This window comes from uncultured Endozoicomonas sp. (assembly GCF_947495845.1).
Lineage (GTDB): Bacteria > Pseudomonadota > Gammaproteobacteria > Pseudomonadales > Endozoicomonadaceae > Endozoicomonas.
The window spans coordinates 22,234-43,593 of record NZ_CANMAO010000029.1 but is presented as its reverse complement, the minus strand read 5'-3'; the positions used below and the strand labels follow the sequence as shown (position 1 = coordinate 43,593).

General features: G+C 48.2%; 12 protein-coding genes. 2 read left to right on the top strand and 10 right to left on the bottom strand.

Going from position 1 to position 21,360, the window contains the following annotated elements:
• Positions 1 to 19: 19 nt before the first annotated feature.
• Positions 20 to 619, bottom strand: coding sequence for a lysophospholipid acyltransferase family protein (locus Q1B11_RS16325; RefSeq protein ID WP_299734376.1), 600 nt, complete (start codon positions 617 to 619; stop codon positions 20 to 22).
• Between the two features lie 191 nt (positions 620 to 810).
• On the opposite strand from Q1B11_RS16325, the gene dinB reads away from it, so the two are divergent.
• A complete protein-coding gene (gene dinB / locus Q1B11_RS16320) occupies positions 811 to 1,938 on the top strand; it encodes a DNA polymerase IV (RefSeq protein WP_299734375.1) in 1,128 nt (375 codons plus the stop codon).
• Between the two features lie 5 nt (positions 1,939 to 1,943).
• Here dinB and recJ read toward each other — a convergent pair whose 3' ends face one another.
• The 6 genes from recJ to nhaC all read right to left on the bottom strand — a co-directional run bounded on the left by recJ (position 1,944) and on the right by nhaC (position 10,591).
• Complete coding sequence (gene recJ, locus Q1B11_RS16315; protein ID WP_299734374.1) at positions 1,944 to 3,686, bottom strand: single-stranded-DNA-specific exonuclease RecJ; 1,743 nt, start codon at positions 3,684 to 3,686, stop codon at positions 1,944 to 1,946.
• Positions 3,687 to 3,773: 87 nt separating this feature from the next.
• Positions 3,774 to 4,973 (bottom strand): hypothetical protein, encoded by a 1,200-nt coding sequence (locus tag Q1B11_RS16310; RefSeq protein WP_299734373.1) that lies wholly within the window; start codon positions 4,971 to 4,973, stop codon positions 3,774 to 3,776.
• A 110-nt stretch (positions 4,974 to 5,083) separates the two neighbouring features.
• Positions 5,084 to 6,472, bottom strand: a complete 1,389-nt coding sequence (thrC, locus tag Q1B11_RS16305) for a threonine synthase (RefSeq protein WP_299734372.1) — start codon at positions 6,470 to 6,472, stop codon at positions 5,084 to 5,086.
• 70 nt (positions 6,473 to 6,542) lie between these two features.
• Positions 6,543 to 7,844: a homoserine dehydrogenase gene (locus Q1B11_RS16300; protein WP_299734371.1), complete on the bottom strand. Its 1,302-nt coding sequence runs from the start codon at positions 7,842 to 7,844 to the stop codon at positions 6,543 to 6,545.
• Positions 7,845 to 7,997: 153 nt separating this feature from the next.
• Positions 7,998 to 9,011, bottom strand: a complete 1,014-nt coding sequence (gene ansA / locus Q1B11_RS16295) for an asparaginase (protein WP_299734370.1) — start codon at positions 9,009 to 9,011, stop codon at positions 7,998 to 8,000.
• A 143-nt stretch (positions 9,012 to 9,154) separates the two neighbouring features.
• Positions 9,155 to 10,591 carry a Na+/H+ antiporter NhaC gene (nhaC, locus tag Q1B11_RS16290; RefSeq protein WP_299734369.1) on the bottom strand — a complete coding sequence of 479 codons (1,437 nt, stop codon included), beginning with the start codon at positions 10,589 to 10,591 and terminating at the stop codon, positions 9,155 to 9,157.
• Positions 10,592 to 11,003: 412 nt separating this feature from the next.
• On the opposite strand from nhaC, the gene Q1B11_RS16285 reads away from it, so the two are divergent.
• Complete coding sequence (locus Q1B11_RS16285) at positions 11,004 to 12,248, top strand: cation:dicarboxylase symporter family transporter (protein WP_299734368.1); 1,245 nt, start codon at positions 11,004 to 11,006, stop codon at positions 12,246 to 12,248.
• Here Q1B11_RS16285 and recD read toward each other — a convergent pair.
• The 3 genes from recD to recC are packed head-to-tail and all read right to left on the bottom strand — an operon-like array spanning position 12,245 to position 21,308.
• Positions 12,245 to 14,257, bottom strand: coding sequence for an exodeoxyribonuclease V subunit alpha (recD, locus tag Q1B11_RS16280; protein ID WP_299734367.1), 2,013 nt, complete (start codon positions 14,255 to 14,257; stop codon positions 12,245 to 12,247). The two genes, Q1B11_RS16285 and recD, sit on opposite strands and share 4 nt — an antisense overlap.
• Complete coding sequence (gene recB, locus Q1B11_RS16275) at positions 14,251 to 18,006, bottom strand: exodeoxyribonuclease V subunit beta (RefSeq protein ID WP_299734366.1); 3,756 nt, start codon at positions 18,004 to 18,006, stop codon at positions 14,251 to 14,253. Before recB ends, recD begins: the two co-directional genes overlap by 7 nt.
• Positions 18,003 to 21,308 (bottom strand): exodeoxyribonuclease V subunit gamma, encoded by a 3,306-nt coding sequence (gene recC / locus Q1B11_RS16270; protein ID WP_299734365.1) that lies wholly within the window; start codon positions 21,306 to 21,308, stop codon positions 18,003 to 18,005. The genes recB and recC overlap by 4 nt, the downstream gene beginning before the upstream one ends.
• Positions 21,309 to 21,360: the final 52 nt, after the last annotated feature.

Genomic DNA, 21,360 nt, shown 5'->3' with positions numbered 1-21,360 from the left:
CCGTGTTTTCTAATGGTGATTATGGCGAAACAGGGCTGAAGCATTCAGGGTATTTGCCATGAACATTGGCATAAAATGCCTGTATTTCGGAAAGGTCTTTTTCCATATCGTCACTTGGGTCAATAATTGGCCCAAATCCGCCGGTTTTTCCTTTGAAATCCAGAAACGCCAGCACGATAGGTACGCCTGAATTTTTCGCCATATGGTAAAAACCGGTTCGCCAGCGTTCCCCTCGGGCACGAGTTCCTTCAGGGCAGATCACCAAACCCAGTTTACGGTGTTGTTTGAATGTGCAGACTGTTTGCTCTACCAGGCTGCCTCGACTGCAGCGGCCGTTGCGATCTAACGGTATGCCGCCCATCCAACGGGTAATGCAGTTAAAGGGTCCCCAGAACAACGTGTGCTTTCCTACCCAATAACATTGAACGCCAGTGGCCAGACCAATGGCCATTCCATAGATGAAATCCCAGTTGCTGGTATGAGGTGCGCCCACCAGAACATAGCGAGCCAGTCGTGGGGCTTTGCCCTCGATTGTCCATCCCATCAATTTCAGAAACAGTTTTGCGGCTGCGGATAATACAAAGCTGATAACCGGCGTGTTAAAAATGGTAACTTGCATTGTGAAGAATATGCCTTGCTTTCCTGAACTTCCGGAAGCGGTGTTGAAAACAGTCCTGTGAGGACAGCTTTGAGCACAGCTTCGTAAAAGGTTAAGAGTATTCGCTACTGGGAAAATATGAAGACTTGGAAAACTATTGCCAAATCAGTTCTGTATGTATATACAGTATTTATCCTTGAGCTGATTGAAACATGATGGACAGTAATGCCAACCTTGAACAAAAGGTAATTCAACGAAAAATCATTCACATCGATTTTGACGCTTTCTATGCCAGTATTGAAATACGTGATAATCCGAAGTTGTCAGGACGACCCGTTGCTGTCGGGGGGGCTTCCGACAGAAGGGGTGTGATTGCCACTTGTAATTACGAAGCTCGACGTTTTGGCGTTCATTCCGCCATGGCATCTGCTCAGGCATTGCGTCTTTGTCCGGATTTGAAAATCATGCCGCCACGTTTCTCTGTTTATAAAGAGGCGTCAGCTGTCGCTCATGAAATTTTCCGTCAATATACTGATTTTATTGAGCCTTTGTCGTTAGATGAGGCTTATCTTGACGTCACGGGCTCGCCTCATTGTCGGGGCAGTGCAACGTTAATCGCAGAAGAAATTCGTGGCAAAATTTTTCAGAAACTGGGCGTTACCGTCTCAGCAGGTGTGGCGCCCAATAAATTTCTGTCCAAAATTGCCAGTGATTGGAAAAAGCCAAATGGCCTTTTTGTGATCACGCCAGATCAAGTGAATGACTTTATTTTTGATCTGTCCGTGAAAAAAATTCATGGGGTAGGGAAGGTGACAGCAGAGAAACTGCACAAAAGAGGCATCAAAACCTGCGGTCAGCTTAGACAATACTCCATTCTTGAATTGAGCCGTTGGTTTGGCAGTTTTGGTGAGCATCTGTGGAATTTGAGCAGAGGGCAGGATGATCGAGAAGTTCAGACCAGTCGCAAAAGAAAATCCCTGTCTGTTGAGCATACCTACGATCATGATCTGACCTCATTGGAGGAAATTTCAGCCCAGGTAACGCCATTGCTTGAGGAGCTTCAGGCACGATTTAAGACGATTGAAAAAGAGTATGAAGTCTACAAGCATGTGGTCAAAGTGAAGTTTGCCGATTTTACTCAGACGACCTTAGAAGAAGGCTTGCCTGTTAATGGTGACAGTGTGTTCGACCATTTCTCGACGTTATTGATCCGGGCCTGGGAACGCGGCAAACGCCCAGTGAGACTGTTAGGCCTGGGCGTTCGTCTGCAGACGATCAATGATGAAAAACTGATGGAGCAGCTGGAGCTCTTTGAAAAGAAATTTATTGGATTGCGGTAAATGTCTTATTCAGTTGCCGGTGCTAAATGCTCAACCATCAGTTGAAGATTCTGCTGACCACGGAACTCATTAATATCCAATTTATACACCACTTTTATTTTCTGAATATTGGGGTTTGGCCACTGGCGATTATCAATATTAAAAGCGATAGCATCCAGCCAGGTTTCGCTACCAGGCAGCCTCAGCACCATTTTTAAATGCTTTTCACCAACCAGTTTTTGCTGAATGATCTGAAAATCACCATTAAAACTAGGCTCTGGAAAACTCTGCCCCCAGGGGCCGCCCTCCCGGAGAGTGAAAGCAGTGTCCATGGTCATCTGACTCGGTTGCAGCTCGCCATCCGTATGAATTTCTGCTTGCAGGTCAGCTATCGTCAGTTGTTGCCGAACTTCCCGGTCAAAGGCCTGCTTAAAGGTATCGAAATCCGACTTACGAATGGTTAAACCGGCAGCCATGGCGTGGCCACCAAACTTGATAATCAAGTCAGGGTGTTCTCTGGAAACGCTGTCCAGCGCATCCCGCATATGAAGGCCGGGTATGGAACGGGCAGAACCTTTAATTTCAGGTTCACCTTTCGGGTTATCTGCCTCAGCAAACGCAATCACTGGCCGGTTCAGTTTCTCTTTGACTCGGGAAGCGAGAATACCTACCACACCTTGATGCCAGCCTTCCTGAAATAAGCTAATACCCCAAGGCAGGTCTGACTGTTGACCAAGCTGCAGTTTTTCCAACTCTGCCATGGCTTGCGTTTGCATACTGCCTTCTATGGATTTTCTGTCTCGGTTAAGACCGTCAAGTTCAGAAGCCAATTCTCGAGCCCTTTCAATGTCATCACAGAGCAGCAGCTCAATACCTATGGACATATCATCCAGCCGGCCAGCGGCATTAAGGCGAGGGCCAAGGGCAAAGCCCAGATCGGCAGCGGCGAGTGTGTTCGGGTTTCTTCCAGATACCTCAATCAAGGCGGTAATACCGGGACGACAGCGACCGGATCGAATCCGGGCTAACCCTTGAAACACAAGTATACGATTGTTGCCGTCCAGTTTAACAACGTCCGCTACGGTACCTAAGGCAACAAGGTCAAGCAATTCCGCTAGATTGGGCTCAGGCTGTCTTTCAAAGTAACCTATAGCGCGCAGGCGTGTCCTGACCGCACACATAACATAAAAGATAACCCCGACGCCTGCGGTGTTTTTAGAGGGGAAGGTGCAGTCCGATTGATTAGGGTTAACAATGGCATCAGCATTCGGGATTTCTCTGCCTGCCAGATGGTGGTCCGTAACCACCACTTGCATGCCTTTGTCTTTTGCCGCTTGAACTCCGGTAATGCTGGAAATACCGTTGTCTACTGTGACCAATACATCTGGCTTAAACACTGTGGCTGCTTCGACAATTTCAGGCGTCAGGCCATAACCAAATTCAAATCGATTGGGGACCAAAAAGTCAGCAATGCCTCCCAGGCTGCGGATGGCCAAAACACCAAGAGCGCTGCTGGTGGCACCGTCACAGTCAAAATCACCAACAATCAAAATTCGCTTCTTTTCGATAATGGCGTTAGCAAGAATCTCTGCAGCCGGCTCAATGTCTTTTAATTGTCGGTAGTCGTGTAATTGCTGCAGTTGTTTTGGCAGCTCATTGTCAGATCTGATGCCCCTTGCGCTGTAAATTCGTGCCAGTAGTGGATTGATAGCATGGCTGAATTCACAAGAAGACAAGTCATAAGGACGTTGGATGATATTGACAGGCATACAATAGTGATGGCTTGTAGAGTGTGTGATGAGAATAACACAGGCACTGAGTTTATCGAACCAACCACTCTCTAAGATGGAGACTATCTACGGACGGTTGATGAGTTCATCTCTTAGCTTTTCTAACGCAGCCATGTAATGTTTATGAGACCAGCTATGCCGACCAGCGGCGGTATTTTTGCCGGTTTCAGATACGCCTTTTATGATGCTTCTGCGACCCAGAATGGTAGGAGCAAACCACTTATGCCAGACGAGATACCCAATAGGGGTGGTTAATGGGTCTCGGTCGATCAGGTAATTAGCCACAAGCCGATTGGCTGTTCTCTTTTGTTCAACGGTCAAACTTTTGAGTGTTTTCTTACCGAGTGCCGCGGAACTGAAGCCATACCCAGGCACTGCATTTTTTGCGGAGGCATACTGAACCATTGCCCCCCCGAGAGAGTGCCCTGTAAGTACCAGGTTGGCCGTTGATGAGTTTATACCAAGCGTTGTCATTAACTGGTGATCCTGCATCAATCCACGGACTTTTTTAGTGAGTTCAGCTGCTTGGCGATAGCATTTAGGTATTTTTGTACCAATCAGGTTATGGATATCAGCTTTCACCTGGGCTTGGTATATACCCTTGGATTTTGGAATGGTATTACCCTGCTCATCCAATAGATCGTCGATACCAAGCGCTGAGTTTGTACCGCCAAAAATTAAAACAACGGTATTGCTTTTGGGGTTAAGGGCCAGTGCTGCTACCAGGCCTGTTTTTTGGTCAATGATCATGCCATTTGGCAGTTGTTTGATGTTCTGAAAAAGGCTTTCTACTGGAGGGCTTACGGGGTTGTTATTGTGATCAAGGTTATTGAACAACGTGTCGAATATTTGCGGTTCAATATAATGGTCCGCAAGCCCAGTTTTGATCTTATTGGAATCAAAGCGTTCAGCGTCTTTGACCAGTTGCCATGTGTCAGTTGGATCCTGAGATAATGTATAGGGTATTTGAGCCAGAGCTGAATGAATGGCTATGTCTCTCAATTCAGAAACAGTGTCTGGCAAGGTTACCTGCTCCCAGAAACGGCCAATGAGTAAGTAGGGAGACTTTACGAAAAAAGTTTTAATTGAGCGCTGTATCAATGCAATTTTATTAACCACATGTTCGATGACCGAGGAACACCACTTTAGAAAGCGTTGATTTTTCGAAATTTTAACCTTTCTTCCCTGATAGGTTGCGCTACGTTCAGGGCTTGTCTGCTTCTGCTGGTGTGTCTGAGGCGACTGATCGGGTCCATCGACTTTCATGAGGTAGCCATATCAAAGAGTGTCAGTTACTCAAAGAGTCGGCTTTGTTGTTATGAGATTTAGCCGTAAAACCACCTGATGCCTGCTGGTGGTTTTACGACATGGCGGGGCTATTTGTTCTGAATGTAGTCTTTCAGGGATTTAAGATCATGATCAAGGATATCGTAACGTTCTTCTCGTTCGTGAAGATCTGCCATAGGCTCCGGTAAAGACGGTGCGTTTAAACCGGCGTTAATGACGGCATCTGGAAACTTGACCGGGTGAGCCGTTGCGAGTGTTACCACTGGTATTTCGCTGGGGTGATCGAGTTTATACGCTGCACGCATACCCGTTGCTGTATGAGGATCCAGAAGGTATGAGGTTTCATGATAGACCTTGGTAATGGTCTCGCATACTTGCTGATCATCTGAACGACAGCTGTCAAACAAAATTTTAATGTCTTGCCACGCTGTGTCACTCACCTGAATGGCGCCGGTCTTGTGGAATTTATTCATGAGTTCATGCATGGCAGCACCATCCCGCTTATGCATATCAAACAACAGTCGTTCAAAGTTGCTGGACACCATGATGTCCATACTGGGGGACAGGGTTTGATGCAGTGATTCTTTGCGGTAATCATTGTTCTGGAAGAAGCGATGCAGAATATCGTTGTTATTAGTGGCAACAATCAATTTCTCTACTGGTAGTCCCATTCCCTTGGCAATATAACCGGCAAAGATATCACCGAAATTACCAGTAGGTACGGAGAAACTCACCGCCTGATCTGGCGCACCGAGGTTCAAGCCCGCATAGAAGTAGTAAACAATCTGAGCCATGATGCGAGCCCAGTTGATGGAGTTGACGGCAACAAGACGGGTATTTTCTGGCAGGAATGATTGGTCTGCAAAGCACTGCTTAACCATGTCCTGACAATCATCAAAATTACCTTTGATGGCAATGTTATGAACGTTGTTATCCAGAATAGTGGTCATTTGACGACGCTGGACTTCTGATACCCGCTGATAAGGATGAAGAATAAAAATCTCAAGGTGTTCGCTGTGACGACAACCTTCAATAGCGGCAGAACCGGTATCGCCAGAAGTGGCACCGAGCACGACGGCTTTTTCATTACGCTCGGTGAGTACGTGATCAAGCAGTCGACCCAGCAGTTGCAGGGCAAAATCTTTAAATGCAAGGGTAGGGCCGTGAAACAGTTCCATGACCCACTGGTTTGAATCCAACTGTTGCATGGGCGCTACTGCTTTATGACTGAAAGCCCCGTAGCTGTCATTGATCATCTGTTGCAGTTTGTCATCGGCTATGGTGCCGCCCACAAAGGGTTTGATGACTTCAAAAGCCAGTTCGTTATAGGGAAGCCCCTTCAGGGAACGAATTTTATCGGCACTGAACTGGGGCAGTGACTCTGGCACATAAAGGCCACCGTCTTCGGCTAAACCAGCCAGCAAAACCCCTTGAAAATCTTTGGGTTCTCCCTGGCCTCGAGTACTGATGTATTTCACTGTGAATTCCGTATGTTTGTTTCTGGTGCGACTGCTGCCGTTTACAGGCGGCAATCGCTAATCATTATTATTAAAGGGTTTCTACGCGAATGCGGGTGATGGGCGACTTAATATCTTTAAGTGCTTCCAGCTCGGCTATGGCGTTGTTCATGGTGCCTTCCCGTGTTTTATGGGTCAGGATCACGATATCGGCACAGCCATCATCCTCACGGGTCACCTTTTGAGTGATCGCATCAATATTTATGCCCTGTTTGCTGAGTACCTGAGTGACGGCATTCATAACACCGGGGTGGTCATCGGCGTGGATGCGCAGATAAGCACTGCATTCAATATCGGTGACAGGCAGTACGGGCAGGGAATTACTCAGGCTTTCTTGAGAGAAACCAAGGGCATTGACCGCAACGTCTGGAGATTCCATGGTTCTGGCAATGTCGATAATATCCGCGATAACGGAAGAAGCAGTGGGTTCTGCGCCGGCACCCGGGCCGCTGATCATGGTCTGGCCAACGGCATCTCCCTGAACGACGACAGCATTCATTACACCATTTATATTGGCCAATGGACGACTTGATGGAATCAGTGTTGGATGAACTCTCAGCTCGACACCTTCACTGGTCTGACGGGCAACACCAAGGTGCTTGATGCGAAAGCCCAGGGAGGCCGCGTATTGAATATCACTTGGCGTAATGCGACTGATGCCTTCGGTGTAAGCTCTATTGAATTGTAAGGGAATGCCAAAGGCGATGGATGCCATGATGGTCAGCTTGTGGCAGGCATCAATGCCTTCCACGTCAAATGTAGGATCCGCTTCTGCATAACCCAGAGCCTGGGCTTCTTTCAGAACGTCGGGGAATGGACGATTATGATCCCCCATTTCTGTGAGGATATAGTTGCCGGTGCCGTTGATAATACCGGCAAGCCATTCCACTTTGTTGGCAGACAGGCCTTCCCGCAGGCATTTGATCATGGGAATCCCGCCAGCAACTGCCGCTTCATAGGCGACGATGACATTGTTATCTCGGGCCGCCTGAAAAATCTCGTTGCCGTGTTCAGCAATCAGCGCTTTATTGGCCGTTACCACATGCTTGCCATTTTCAATGGCGGTCAGGATCAACTCTTTTGCAACGTCGTAGCCGCCAATGGTTTCCACGACAATATCAATGTCCGGGTTACGGGCGACGTCAAAAATATCATGGGTGATGGGTGTATCACCGGTATCGCAGGCAGGGTTCTCCCGTCTGGCACCAATCTGGCCAATGATTACAGGGCAGCCAGCCCGGGCGCTGATAATGCTGGCATTACGTTGAAGAACATTGAACGTACCGCCACCGACAGTACCGAGTCCACATATACCTACTTTGACCGGTTTCAAACTGTTACCCCGCATTCATTGTTATGTTCATACCCGGTATAACCGACGGGGGAATTATAGCCTTAAATAAACGGGGGATGCGATAGAGGTGAGTAAGGAAGCAGTTATAAACAAAGAACTAGAGGCAACAGGCGTCGCCTCCAGGGGTACTGATTAGATGGTAACTTCACCAGCAAGGCTAACGCTGAGCATGGCTTTTACTTCATCTGTGCTCATGCCCAGAGAGTAAAGATGATGCAGCTTGCAGAACATGGCTTCCGTTGTGGTGTCCAGGCCGCCCACAATGCCCGCTCTGGCAAGTGCAGATCCAGCAGCATAGCTGCCCTGATGCACTGTACCGCGGTGGCATTGCGTAAGGTTAACAATCAGTTTGCCGTTGGCGGTGGCTTTGGCAAAAGTGTCCAGCAGAGCTTGATCACCATCGGGGCCGTTACCGGTACCGTAAGTTCTCAGGATGAATGCATCCATTGGTTGGTTGAGAGCCGATTCCATCCATTGAGCAGTAATGCCAGGGAATAGTTGCAGAATACCCACGTGGGTGTCGGAGCTGCAGGCCAGCTGGAAGTTTTCTTTGGCGGTTGGTTTCCAAAGCAGGGCTTCGTTCAACTCAACGTGAATATCCGCGCGGCCGAGCCAATGATAGTTAGGGCTGTCAAAGGCATCAAACAGGTAAGCGTTCAGTTTTCGGGAACGGTTACCGCGAAGCAGGCGACCATTGAAATAGAGACAAACTTCTTTGATTCGATCATCAGCCGCCATGGTCAGGGCGCCGACGAAGTTTTCCAGGCCGTCGGTGCGTGCCTCGCACAGGGGAATCTGGGAGCCAGAGAAAATCACCGGCTTTTGCAGATTCTGCAGCATAAAGGAGGTCATACTGCAGGAGTAGGCCATGGTATCGGTGCCATGAAGTACCACAAAACCATCGTAGTCTTCATAACGGCTGGCAATATCAGAGGCGATTTGCTTCCAATTATCCGGGCGGATATTGCTGGAATCAATCAGCTGTGGGTACTCATAAAGATCAAACTCCGGCAGGCTGGCCATGACATCCGCTGGCAATTTTTCTTCCAGCAAACCCATCAGATTATCGCCGGGCGCATAGCCGGCGTCTGAGGGGCGCATGCCAATGGTGCCACCGGTGTAGGCTACGTAAATTTTCTTGCTCATGAATAACCTGTTGTTTCTTCAAACGGCGATGTTCATAAAGTATACAAGTTTATTACTTGAAACCATCGCACTGGTTGACCTGAGGAAAAAAAAGGCCGCCTTCAGAAATCTTCAGGCGGCCGTGAATCAGAATGTGTCAGAGATCAGGCAGTGGCTGGCTGGCCTTGAAAGGTTTCAGCTTGCTCTGCAGGTTGCTTCACATACTTGCCGTCGGCAGGGCGGAATTTACCCAGGTAAGCAAAGGCGATCACTAGAGCGATACTGATAAAGCTCATCCACATGTAAGGAACATATGCAAAGGTAGACACACCCAGCAGGCCCGCCATGAAGATACCGTTATCAGACCATGGCACCATACCGGAAGTCAGGGTGCCGCCGAACTCGGCGCTACGGGACAGCATACGACGGTCAACGCCCATGCGATCGTAGTTACCAGACATGATCTTAGGTGTCAGGATCAGGGAAACGTACATGGCAGAGCCAAACACGTTAGCCAGGAAGGCAGTCGCTACGGTGTAAGCCGTCAGGTTACCTTCGTTGGTGATGCGGTTTTCGAAGGTGCGAGCAACGGTTTCCAGAATGCCCACTTTATCCAGCAGACCACCAAAGCCCAGGCCGAAGATGATAACAGCAACAGAACCCAGCATGTTGTTCATACCACCACGGTTGAGTATGTTATCCAGGAATGCGTTGCCAGAATCCACAGTCAGTGGAGACCACAGTGCGCTCATGGCTTCGACTGGCGTACGATCCTGAAACAGAACCGCCCACACCATACCCAGCGCTGCACCCAGCATGATAACTGGATAAGATGGGAACTTCTTGGCCAGCAGCACCAGAACAATCGCTACAGGTACAAAGGACATAAGAGAAATACTGAAGTTCTCATCCATCAGCATCATGACTTCCTGAACCTGCGCCATGTCGGCGTTACCACCAAACTGCAGGCCGTACAGAGTAAAGGCCAAAGCCGTCAGCGCATAAGCGCTCAAGCTGATGGGCAGCATGCCTTTGATATGATCAACGATTTCCACTTCAGACATGGAAGAGGCCAGGATGACACTGTCAGACAGAGGCGACAGCTTGTCACCGAAGTACACACCAGAAAGAATCGCACCGGCAGTCACAGGGGCAGGCACACCCAGACCCTGGCCGATACCCATCATCGCAATACCGGCAGTACCCGCAGCACCCCAGGAGGTACCGGTAGCCAGAGCCGTCATGGAACAAATCACCATGGTAGCCAGCAGGAAAATGGATGGGTGAATGGTCATCAGACCGTAATAAATGATGGAAGGTACAATACCGCCAGCAATCCAGGTGCCAACCAGCGCACCGACGGCGATCAGAATCAGGATGGCACCCATGCCTTTGAAGATACCTTCAGCAGCAGCGCCTTCAAGATCCTTGTACTTATGACCAAGCTTAACGCCCAGGCCCATAGCAAGGAACCAGCCGATACACAGTGCCAGCTGAATAGGCAGATTCAGTTTGGCGGTGAACGCAAAGGCCATGACCAGGAAGGTGCCCAATACTAGGGACACTTGTCCCATAGACGGCAGTTGGACTTTCTTCTCCATGAACTCACTCCGAGGGTTTATATGAATTGGTTATATCTTTTGCGGAGTATCCTAACGATCTTGGGAGTTTACATTTTGATCTATGTCATTTTTTTCTCCGAATTCCTGACATGATCTATAGAAACGGAACAAAAAATGTCTTGAGGCAATAGTTTGGATTTTTCGACGTGTTCACGGGGGGAAACGTCCCTATTTTTTGACGCAGTTAAAATTATGGCTATGTTTAGTCATTGATACCCTTCGGTAATAACAGGAATGATGAAAGTCTTAGATTCTCTGACTAAAACAGTTTGTTTGTTTTCTCCGTATTATTTTATGCCCCGATTTATAAGGGTTCTCCGCTGCGTGAACATCGGTGATGTGAGTTGCATAGCTCACATGCAATCATCAGACTCTGGTCAGAGGGAGTGAAATGAACGTCATTGGCTATATAAATAGGGTAAAACTTCCTCTTAGTCTGATCGTCGCACTGATGATTCCTGTCTTGACAGATTCTTTGGTTAGTTATGATGTCGCGGCATTCTTTTATTCTGTGAGCCTGACCATTAAATCCGTGTTGGTGTTTATCCTACCCTTCATCGTATTCAGTTTTATGGTGAGTTGTTTTTGTCGGCTTGGGCGAAATGCATTTTTTTTCTGTGCACTGTTGGTGTTAGGGGTTTTTACCTCCAATATTTTGGCCATTTTTACCGGCTATCTGGTCGGGATTTTCACGGTACCTATGCTGACAATACAGGCCTCCTCTGAGGCGTATCTGGCCGCAGGTCTTGGTACGTTATGGACATTTCAGCTGGTGCCACTTTTCTCGAGTATGAATGCTTTGCTCGCTGGTTTTCTTGTTGGTTGCTTGATTAATCTGTTAAAGCTGGACTTACTTAAGCCTTGGGTCTACAACGCCAGCGATGGATGCGGTTGGTTTCTGAGTAAAATTTTTATTCCTATTTTGCCCTTATTTATTTTGGGATTTTCTTTCAAGTTGCATGCGGATGGTATACTGACCCAGGCAGTTGTTTCCTATGGTCCAATCCTTCTTCTGGTGGTAATGACTCAAGTTTGCTATCTCACCTGTTACTATTTTATTGCAGCGAATTTCTCTATCAGAAAATGTTTTTCCGATATAACAAAAGTATTTCCGGCTTTCCTGACAGGGCTAAGTACAGTTTCCAGTGCAGCTTGCTTGCCAGTACTGATTAATAGCACAGAGAAAATCACCGGCAGTTCGTTAATGGCGCGTACGATAGTTCCTGCAACAGTCAATATTCACACGATTGGCAGTGCTATCGGTTTGACTATGCTGTCATTGGTGACACTGAGAACCTTTAGTTTGCCGTTGCCTGATATATATGGTTTTACTTTGTTTGCTTTTTTTTATGCCATTGCCAAATTTTCTGTGGTAGCGGTACCCGGTGGGGTCATCCTCGTTGTGGGACCCATTTTACAAAGTCTACTGGGGTTTACGGATGAAATGCTGGGATTGATGACCGCGGTGTATATGATTTTTGATCCTTTCGGCACAGCCATGAATATCGGTGGCAATGGTGCCTTTGCCATGATTTTTGCCAAGATGTCGCGCTTTATGGGCTTAATTGAAGAGGCAGAAGTGCCGGAAACGACAGAAGAGTGCGGTCGTAATAATGAGTTGGCCCGAACGAATTAACGTTCGGGTGTTAGTAGTCTTTTGTGTAAACCCGAATGTCTCAGTGTTGGTGTCAGTGCGGCTTTATGTAGCAGCTTAATATCGGCGTAAACAGAGAGGTTGGATTTGGCTCGGGTAATACCTGTGTACACCAGTTCTCTGGTAATAACTGGATTGTCTTTATCCGGTAGCGCCAATACCACGTTAGCAAATTCAGAGCCCTGACTTTTATGGATGGTCATGGCAAAGACAGTCTCATGTTCAGGCAGTCGGCTGGGTAATACCTCTCGAATTTTTTTATCTGGCAGCTCAAAGGCAACACGTAACTTTTCATCAGCACTTCTAACGGTAATGCCAATATCTCCGTTGTACAGCCCGAGGCCGTGATCATTTCGAGTGATCAATACCGGGCGTCCTTCATACCATTGACCAGTGACGTTTAATAACTTCTTATCCTGAAGCGCTGTTTGTATTTCATCATTCAGGCCTTTAACACCAAAACGGCCTTCTCTGAGCGCACACAGGAGTTGGAAGTGATTGAATGCATCCAGAATTTGTTTTGGACTTGCGCGATGTTGAACCAGAGTAAGGTAGTCTCGATAACCTTCGATGCATTGTGTAATTAACTGCTGATAACTGCCCTCCGTGGAAAGTGGGTGATAGGCAATATCACTAAAGCCTGAGTTCAGTACGCCTTCTAATTGATCGGTTTGCCCCAGGTTCATCGCTTTGGCTAGAGAGCCAATGCCGGATTTGGCATCAAACCGATAACTTTTTCTCAGCAGGCAAAAACTGTCAGTAACAGCAGAAACGAAGGGCGAGCGATCAAATACCGTCTGCAGAGAATGTCCGGTCAGATTTTCCAAAAGCAGCGTCTGTTCTTGAGAGTAACCGCTACCTGCTGCAGCGCAGATATCACCCAGAACGCTACCGGCTTCTACAGACGACAGTTGATCACGATCTCCTAACAGAATCAGTCGCGCATGGTCTGGCAGTGCTGCCAGTAAATGGCTCATCATCGGCAGATCAATCATGGAGGCCTCATCCACGACCAGAATATCCAGGTGCAAACGATTGTGATGGTTATGAGTGAAGCCAGCTTTGCCGGGCACTACGCCGAGAAGGCGGTGAAGTGTGCCAGCCAAGGTCGGGATATTACTTTTCACCTCGTCGCTGCAATTTAAATGAGCCAGTGCACCACCAATGGATTCTGTGAGTCGTGCGGCTGCCTTACCAGTGGGTGCGACGAGTTTGATATTGGGTGGAGCGTTATGATTCAGTCCCAGCTCCATTAACAATGCCAATAGACGGGTCACGGTGGTGGTTTTGCCAGTGCCCGGACCACCACTGATCACAGAAAAAGAGCGAATTGCAGCCAATGCAACAGCAATTTTCTGCCAGTTCAGACAGGCGGATTCTGGGATCAAGTGATCCAATTTTGAAAATGATGCTGGGTTATTGAACGCCTGAAATATATCAGGCCAGTTCAATTGGTCACTGTCTTCTATATCCAGCCACTTGATTATTTCCGCTCTCTGATCAGTCTCGCTTTTATTGGTACAGTGTTTATAGACAAGATCATAATCACGGCGAAATAGCCTTTGCAAAATCGATTGTGTCGCTTGCTGGTCTAACGATGTCCTGTATTGTCGGGTTAAGAAACCGGCAACATGCTGTTCGTATTGCCAGTATCGATAGAGATATAGACGACCATTATCCAGCACTAGTGGTGTGGGCTCAGCGCCATCGCCAATAATGTAGCTGTTAGACAATGACTCAAGCCATGAAGAAGAGGGAACACCAGCAAGGTGAATCAGTTGCTCGCCTTCATCAGCGGAAAGCGCAAACAGTTTTGGCGATGAGGTATCAATCGGCATGCAGACATTACCAAGCCCCAGCTCAAAACTGACATTGGCCGCCAGAAGGGTGATCAGCGGGTTTGGCTCCATGCTGTGAATTAATCTGGCGAACTGATAATCCAGTGGGCGAATCGTTCCCTGTTGTTCCAGTAATTGCAGATGGTTCAACATGAGAACAACTCCTCGGGGCCAGTATTATTCAGCTCACCTTTAAACTCTCCTTTAAGTTCTCCTTTGAATAGACTGTCTAAACTGTCCACCAGCTCAAATGTTGGCTTATGGCTGAAGATGCCATAGCGATGATTGTCGTTTACCTGAACGCCTCGAAGGAAAAGATAAATCACACCCCCGAAATGCTGTTCATATTGATAATCAGGCACCCGCTGTTGCAGTAGACGATGCAGCGCCAGTGAGTAAAGCTGGTACTGCAGATCGTAACGATGATCCACCATAACCCTTTCCATCGCTTCTTGAGAGTAGGCGTCTACGGTAATGCCGAGAAAGTTGGATTTGTAATCCAGAACATACCATCGACCTTGATATTCAAAAGTCAGGTCAATAAAACCTTTTAACATACCTTTCATCGTATGAAATTCCAGATTGCCCGCTTTGGCACTTAAAGGGTCATGGTGTTTGATTAATTGGTTTAACTGATTCGGATCAAGATGCTCAATAGGCAGGAAAAATTCCATCTCTACCCGGCGTGAAGTGTCAGCCAGTTCTTTGAGTTTCATACTGTCACCATCCAGAGCTGCATTAAGGCAGTTCTGCAACATGCCACGAATGGCAGGCAGCCACACTTCTTCGTAGCCATCACGGACTAAGGCTTCCAATATAAACTGATCAAGATAAGCGTCACCTTCAGCAGAACGGAGCCTTTGCATATCAAGATCTTCAAACAGACTGTGCATAAAGGTGCCTGGTTGAGCACCTTTTGGAAAACTGAACAGGCTTAATGGGTCTGGTGTTACTTCGACTTCATTTTCCGCTTGACTATGTTGTTCGTCACGGGTTTCTGAATCAAAGCCTGCGACTTCATTAGCGGCATCCACTGAAGTTGGTAAGTTGTTTTGTGAAACGCTTTCTTTTGATGAGCTATGACGAGAAAGAGCAGAATAGCTGGTGGTCCACCAGTTACGCTGAATGTTACCTTTGAACTCTCTGGCGCTAAGTGTTAAGTCTTGAGAAACCACCGGCGTGTATATTGGCAACTCTGCTGATAACGGCTCCGCGACAACAATCTGTTGGTTCTCACATTGGTTTGACAGGTTCGACAGCAGCGTCGGAAGTTCCGGTGCAAAAATATCATCACCGCCGTTGAGGAGGTAACCGACAGCCGTCTGATGTAGGTCTGTTTTGCCGTCTTTGCTGGCACGTCCGGATTTATAAGCTGCCATTCCCAGATAACAGCAATACACAGATCGAGTCAGCGCCACATAGAGCAGGCGAAGATCCTCTGCTAGTCGCTCTTTTTCTGCCAGTTGGCTGGCATCGTCGTTTGGTGTCAGGGATAAAATCGTTTCATTCGTCTTCTCATCATGGAACAGCGGTGAATCTCCTTTACGCAAATGACAAGGAAAAGGAATAAATACAACGTTGTATTCCAGCCCCTTGGATTTGTGAATGGTGATGATTTTTACCAGATTGCGTTCACTTTCCAGATGGAGTTGTTGATTGTCTGCGTTTTGATTAGGGCGAGTGACCTGTTCAGAAAACCAGCGAATAAGCGCCGATGGACCTTGTTGCTCCAGGCTGGCAGCAGCCAGCAACTCTCCAAGGTGCAATAAATCCGTAAGACGTCGTTCACCATTGGTAAAAGTCAGCAGTCGTTCAGCGATCTTTCGTCTGAAAATCATCTGTCGAATCATGGGCAGTACGCCACGCTGCAACCAAAACTCGCCGTAGCGGGTGAATTCGTCCACGGCACTTTCCCAGCTTTGTTCATCCACGTTCAGAGCATTAAGGGTTTCAGCGTTCAGATGAAATAAGCGGGTTGCCAGAGCGGCCTTGAGCATTCGTTCACTGGTGGGATGCAGGCAGGCCTGAAGAATCTTTTCGAGGTCGGTGGCGACCTCACTATTGAATACAGAATCCTGATTGCTGAGATAAATGCTGGGAATATTCTGTGCAGCCAGGGCATCTTTGATTTTCTGTCCATGGTTGCGGCTGCGCACCAGAACGGCGATATCGCCAGGCTGAAGTGGTGCCTGTTTATCGCCATTACTCACTAGGCACTGGTTTTGATCGGCGGCTGTTAACAGACGATTGATTTCTGTTGCTGTACTGGCAGCCATGGTGTCCAGGTACGATTCGGAATTGACCGTAGAGCCATCAAAGGATTTTTGCAGCCAAAGCGTCATGGCCGGCAATGGCTGATCATTAAACATAAGTCGTTTATTAGAGGCGCCCGGAGATGGGTGTACCGGATCAAAGGGAATGCTGTCGTTATAAATAAACGGCGAATCCGCCTGCTGAAAGACGGCATTGGCCGCAGATACCATGGTATCGCTGGAACGCCAGTTGGTATCCAGCGTGTAATGCTGATGAACCTGCTTCCGAGCTTGCATATAAGTGAAAATATCGGCGCCACGAAAGGCGTAGATGGCCTGTTTCGGGTCGCCAATCATAAACAGGCCTACATCCGGATCACCGGCATCCCGATAGATTTTGTTGAAGATGCGGTATTGCAGTGGATCGGTATCCTGAAACTCATCGATCATGGCAATGCGGTACTGACTTCGAATGGCCTGAGCCAAAAGTTCACCGCCATCTGCGGTGTTTTCGGAAAATAACGCACCGGCCAAATTGGTCAATAGATCATCAAAAGAGAGCTGGTGCCGGCTGGCTTTCAACTGGGAGAATTGGGCTTTTATCTGAGTGAGTGCTTCCCGGGTGATAAATGCTTTCAGCGCTTCTTTAATGGATAGTGGTTGCGCAACAAAGGCATCGATTTTTTCAAACACCGGGTGAACGGGCATTGTGCCGCTTTTGGTCAGGCCTTTTTCCAGAATCTCGGTACTGTAGATTTCCCAGCCATCGTTGGAGCTGCCCAGTTTGGGTAGAAGTTCCCCGGAATTGACAAATTCGGTCACATCATCAATTCGAGTCAGTGGTTTCGCTCTTTTACCCATGCCACACGACTGAATCATATCTGCCAGTTTGCCCTGATCATCCTGCCACAGTTGTTTAATTTCCAGGGCGGGAGCCAGAAAATTTTGGTGCAGATCGGTGAGGGTTTCAGGAACGCCGTTGCCCATCAACATGAGTTCTGAGCGGCCAATCCAACCTCGCAGATGATTAAGCAAATCCTCAGGGGTTTTCCAAATTGATCGGATCAGGGTGACCAGTGGTTTTTCCAGCGGGTAAAACGAACGACGCCAGAAGTCTGCAGCACAGAGTTGCAGCATGGATTCAGTATCAGTGATCAGCTCGCTGGTAAACAATGTGCCGCTTTCAAAAGCGTGTTGTTTCAGCATTCGCTGACAGAAACCGTGGATGGTGAAAATAGCCGCTTCATCCATTTGTTGCTCAGCCGCCAGCAATAATGCCTGACAATGTTCCAGTGAATGTTCTCCTGAGCCCATATCGTCAATAAGTTGCTGAATAAACCCATCACTGGAACGGCCAGCAATAAAATCTTCTCGCGTTTTATGGATTCGAGCACGGACACGGTCTCGGAGTTCACCGGTGGCGGCTTCGGTGAAGGTGACCACGAGAATCTGATCCACGTTTAGCGGGGTCGTGTGCTTACTGTGCTCTGAACCGTGGCCCAGAAGAATGCGCAGATAGAGATTAGCAATGGTGTAGGTTTTACCGGTACCGGCACTGGCTTCTATAAGACGACTGCCGTGCAAAGGCAATGCCAGTGGATTCAGAGCTTCCGGAGATTGATCGTGGGTTGTGATATTGGTATCGCTCACGATTTTACCTCCTGAAGAGCACTCAATGCTGGTGCCATCAGCAACTCAGTCAAAGAGCAAAACTCTGCCATAACGGGTTCAAGTTCAGGGTAAACCCGACCAATGTATTCGTCGTTACTTTCACCCGCCACGATAAAACCATCACCGGCAAAGGTTTTTAACGCCGCTTTTTCTGCTTTGTCAGGATTGTCGTCCGGGTCTGCTGCAAGCCAGCTCATGGCGGTTTGAGGGAACCAGGGTAATGCCAGATTATGCCCCTGATGGAAGTAATAAATGATTGCCACCAGATGTTTCTCTGCTTGCTCTCTTGCAATCACCGGAAGCATACGACACTTCTCAGGATCAAATATGACCGTGGCAACCGGATTGTCTGTCATACATAGGCAGAGATGTTCAATCCAGTGTCTTATAAGGTCTTTGCCTTTGAAGCTGGATGGGCGATAACGAACCAGGGCGCTCTCTGAAAAGCCTTTTAGCCAGCCGGTAATTTGAATGGGTTTATCAGAAAGATCGGGATGCGATATCCGCAGGTTGATTTCCCGGTCTTCGCCCGGATTGTCCCGGAAGGTTTGAATTTGCTCCGCCATTTTGCTGACGACATTAATCTGCTCCTCCAGAAGTAATTGGCCGAAAGCAGAATGGGGTAATTCACCTGTGGACTGAAGTCGTTTAATTAACAACTCCATGGGTTCGCGGACGATCATACTTTCCAGCAGTACACTTTTGAGTTGGTAATTCTCCAATGCGTCCATGGCAAAGGTTTCTGTTTCTTCCAGTGTTAAGTCCTGTTGGCTGAAATAGACCTTCAAACGGCGATTGAAAAAATAACGACAGGGGTTGGTGTAGAATCTCAAAAGCTCAGTCAGTTCAATTTCGTTGAGGTTCAGATCAGTCTGTGCCGGCAGTGGTTCGGTTATAAAAGCACCGGGTTGCTGTTCGTTGCGGTGAGCGGCCGGCAGCCATTGTGCTGTGTAGCTGAATAAGGGGTTGCTCTTTCCGGCTTCTGGCAAAAAGTTGGTTGGGCTGAAGGATTGCAGAGGATGCTCGGTGATCAGTTTTTCCGATGATAAGCCAAAACCTTGTTCGCAGTAGTTCAACAGCTCTGTCACCAGTACTGAAGGGATTCTTTCGGCATTATCCTGAATGCGTCGTCCAATAAAGCTGATGTACAACGTTTCCTGAGCGGACAGCATGGCTTCCAGGAACAGGTAGCGGTCATCCACTCGACGGGAACGGTCTCCCCGCCGTCCGTGGCGAGCGATTAAGTCAAAACCAGCGGGTGCAATACTCCGTGGATAGGCGCCATCGTTCATGCCAAGCAAGCAGACCACTTTAAACGGAATGGAGCGCATAGGCATCAATGTACAGAAGTTAAGCTGCCCGGCCAGAAAACGTTGACTGCTTCGCTCCATGGAAAGGCGCTCAGAGAGATAACTGATAAAAACTGTTCTGGACAGAGGCTGATCATACCCTGCGTCAAACAGTTGATCCCGTAGGTGAATCAGGGAGTCTCGAACCAGTTTTAGAGCGGCTTCGTCTTCTTCAGATTCAGTCAGGAAAAAACGTTCAAGTTGTTGATGAGTAAAATGGATCCACTCATCAATGGAACGGGTTTGTTCCAGTTCAGTAATCAGTGCTTCTGCAGCATCAATAAAGCTGGCAAGGTGACCGGCCAGAACAGCGTTCATGCCTTGAACAGAGTCCAGAGGCAGAATATCGTCATAGACGCCGGCGCTCTGAGGCATGGCATAACCCAGCAACATGCGACGGATGCCAAAGCTCCAGGAATTGGTTTTGAGCTCAGGCAGGTCGAAATGCGTTTGATGTTCAGGGGTCAAGCCCCAGCGGATGCCTGATTCCTGAGTCCACTGTCGTAAGGTGTCCAAACCGCCGGGGGTTAGCTGGAAACGTTGTTGAATGGCAGGGACTTCAAGCATCTCCATCATTTCCGGAGCCGAACAGCGGCTTTTGTCCAATTCCAGTAGTTTCATTAATGCTGATAAAACCGGATGTTCACTTTTCGCACTGATATCGGAAATGGCCCAGGGTATTCGACGGTGGTCGTCAATGCTGCCAAAGACCGCCTGAATCCAGGGAGTGTAACTGTCGATATCCGGCAGCATGATTACTACATCTTTTGGTGTCAGTTCCGGGTTTTGTTCAAACATATCCAGCAGGCGATCATGGAGAACTTCCACTTCTCGTAAGGGACTGTGGCAACTGTGGAATTGCAGGGAACGGTCAGCACTTAAAGGCGTTTGCTGTCCGGGTGCGCTGCGATCATGGAGGTCAAAAATATCTTTCTGCAACTGGCCAAGTATTTGTTGTTTGTGGTCAGGAACAAATACATCAACATCAAAGGCATCGAGACTGTGCAATTGGTGAAAATAATCTCTGCCGAGCTTACCCATGGAACCCAGTAATGGGTTGCCAATAGTGTCCAGGTTATCAAGAGCGAGACCGGCTTTATCAAACCAGCTTTTTTGTGAACTCTGTTCGTTGTGCTTTATCAATTGGCGAGCAGCCAGTTTGCGAAGGTATTTGGGATCTCGCTCATCGCCCCAGTAATGTTGGCAGGGGTTGGATACCATCAAGTGCACCTCGCAACGGCTGGCGAGGGCTTCCAGGGATTCTACAAAGTGTGGGGGCAGGGCGGAGATGCCAAAAACAAACAGTCGTTTTGGCAGTTCGAAGTCTGCCTGATCGTTAGCCAGTGCCGTTAAAAAACGGTGATGCATATTGGCTCGATGCCACGGGGATTGACCCAGTTGCGCCGTTTTAGCCACCAACGCTCGCCACAGTTTCGGCTGCCACGGTTGCTCTGCGGTGATGTCCGGTGTTTCTGTGCCCGCTTCCCAGTTGAGAATCCAGTCAGGGCGATAGACCAGATACTGGTCAAAAATATCCGCGACTTTTCCGGAGAGTTGGAATTTTCGGATATCGTCGGTGTCGGCTGCCAGATATTGCGTCAGGGCATAAAAGTCAGGATCGTTTTTGGTGTCTTCCAGCAGATCCATTAACTTCCACGTCATGGACTCTTTATTAAAAGCCGAGCGCAGCGGTACATCGGGCAGGACTTGTGTGTACATCTGCCAGAGGAAGCTGGCAGGCAGCGGGAAGTTGATACCGGCTGCAATCCCGAGACCTTTGGCGAGCTCAATTCTTAGCCACTGAGCCATACCGGGGCTTTGAACAAGAATTTGTTCATCTTCCAGTGGATTGGCAGGCGGGTCTCTTTGCAGGAGTTCGACCAAAAGGTCTTTCAGGACATCCAGATGATTGGAGTGGTAAATGGTCAGCACAGGGAAACATCGACATTAATCAGGACATACCAGTACTGTCATTGGTAACGGC

Bases quoted from the DNA above. Each gene is read 5' to 3' on its own strand.
- Q1B11_RS16325 (WP_299734376.1), bottom strand. From the start codon at position 619: ATGCAAGTTACCATTTTTAACACGCCGGTTATCAGCTTTGTATTATCC.
- dinB (WP_299734375.1), top strand. From the start codon at position 811: ATGATGGACAGTAATGCCAACCTTGAACAAAAGGTAATTCAACGAAAA.
- recJ (WP_299734374.1), bottom strand. From the start codon at position 3,686: ATGCCTGTCAATATCATCCAACGTCCTTATGACTTGTCTTCTTGTGAA.
- Q1B11_RS16310 (WP_299734373.1), bottom strand. From the start codon at position 4,973: ATGAAAGTCGATGGACCCGATCAGTCGCCTCAGACACACCAGCAGAAG.
- ansA (WP_299734370.1), bottom strand. From the start codon at position 9,011: ATGAGCAAGAAAATTTACGTAGCCTACACCGGTGGCACCATTGGCATG.
- nhaC (WP_299734369.1), bottom strand. From the start codon at position 10,591: ATGGAGAAGAAAGTCCAACTGCCGTCTATGGGACAAGTGTCCCTAGTA.
- Q1B11_RS16285 (WP_299734368.1), top strand. From the start codon at position 11,004: ATGAACGTCATTGGCTATATAAATAGGGTAAAACTTCCTCTTAGTCTG.
- recD (WP_299734367.1), bottom strand. From the start codon at position 14,257: ATGTTGAACCATCTGCAATTACTGGAACAACAGGGAACGATTCGCCCA.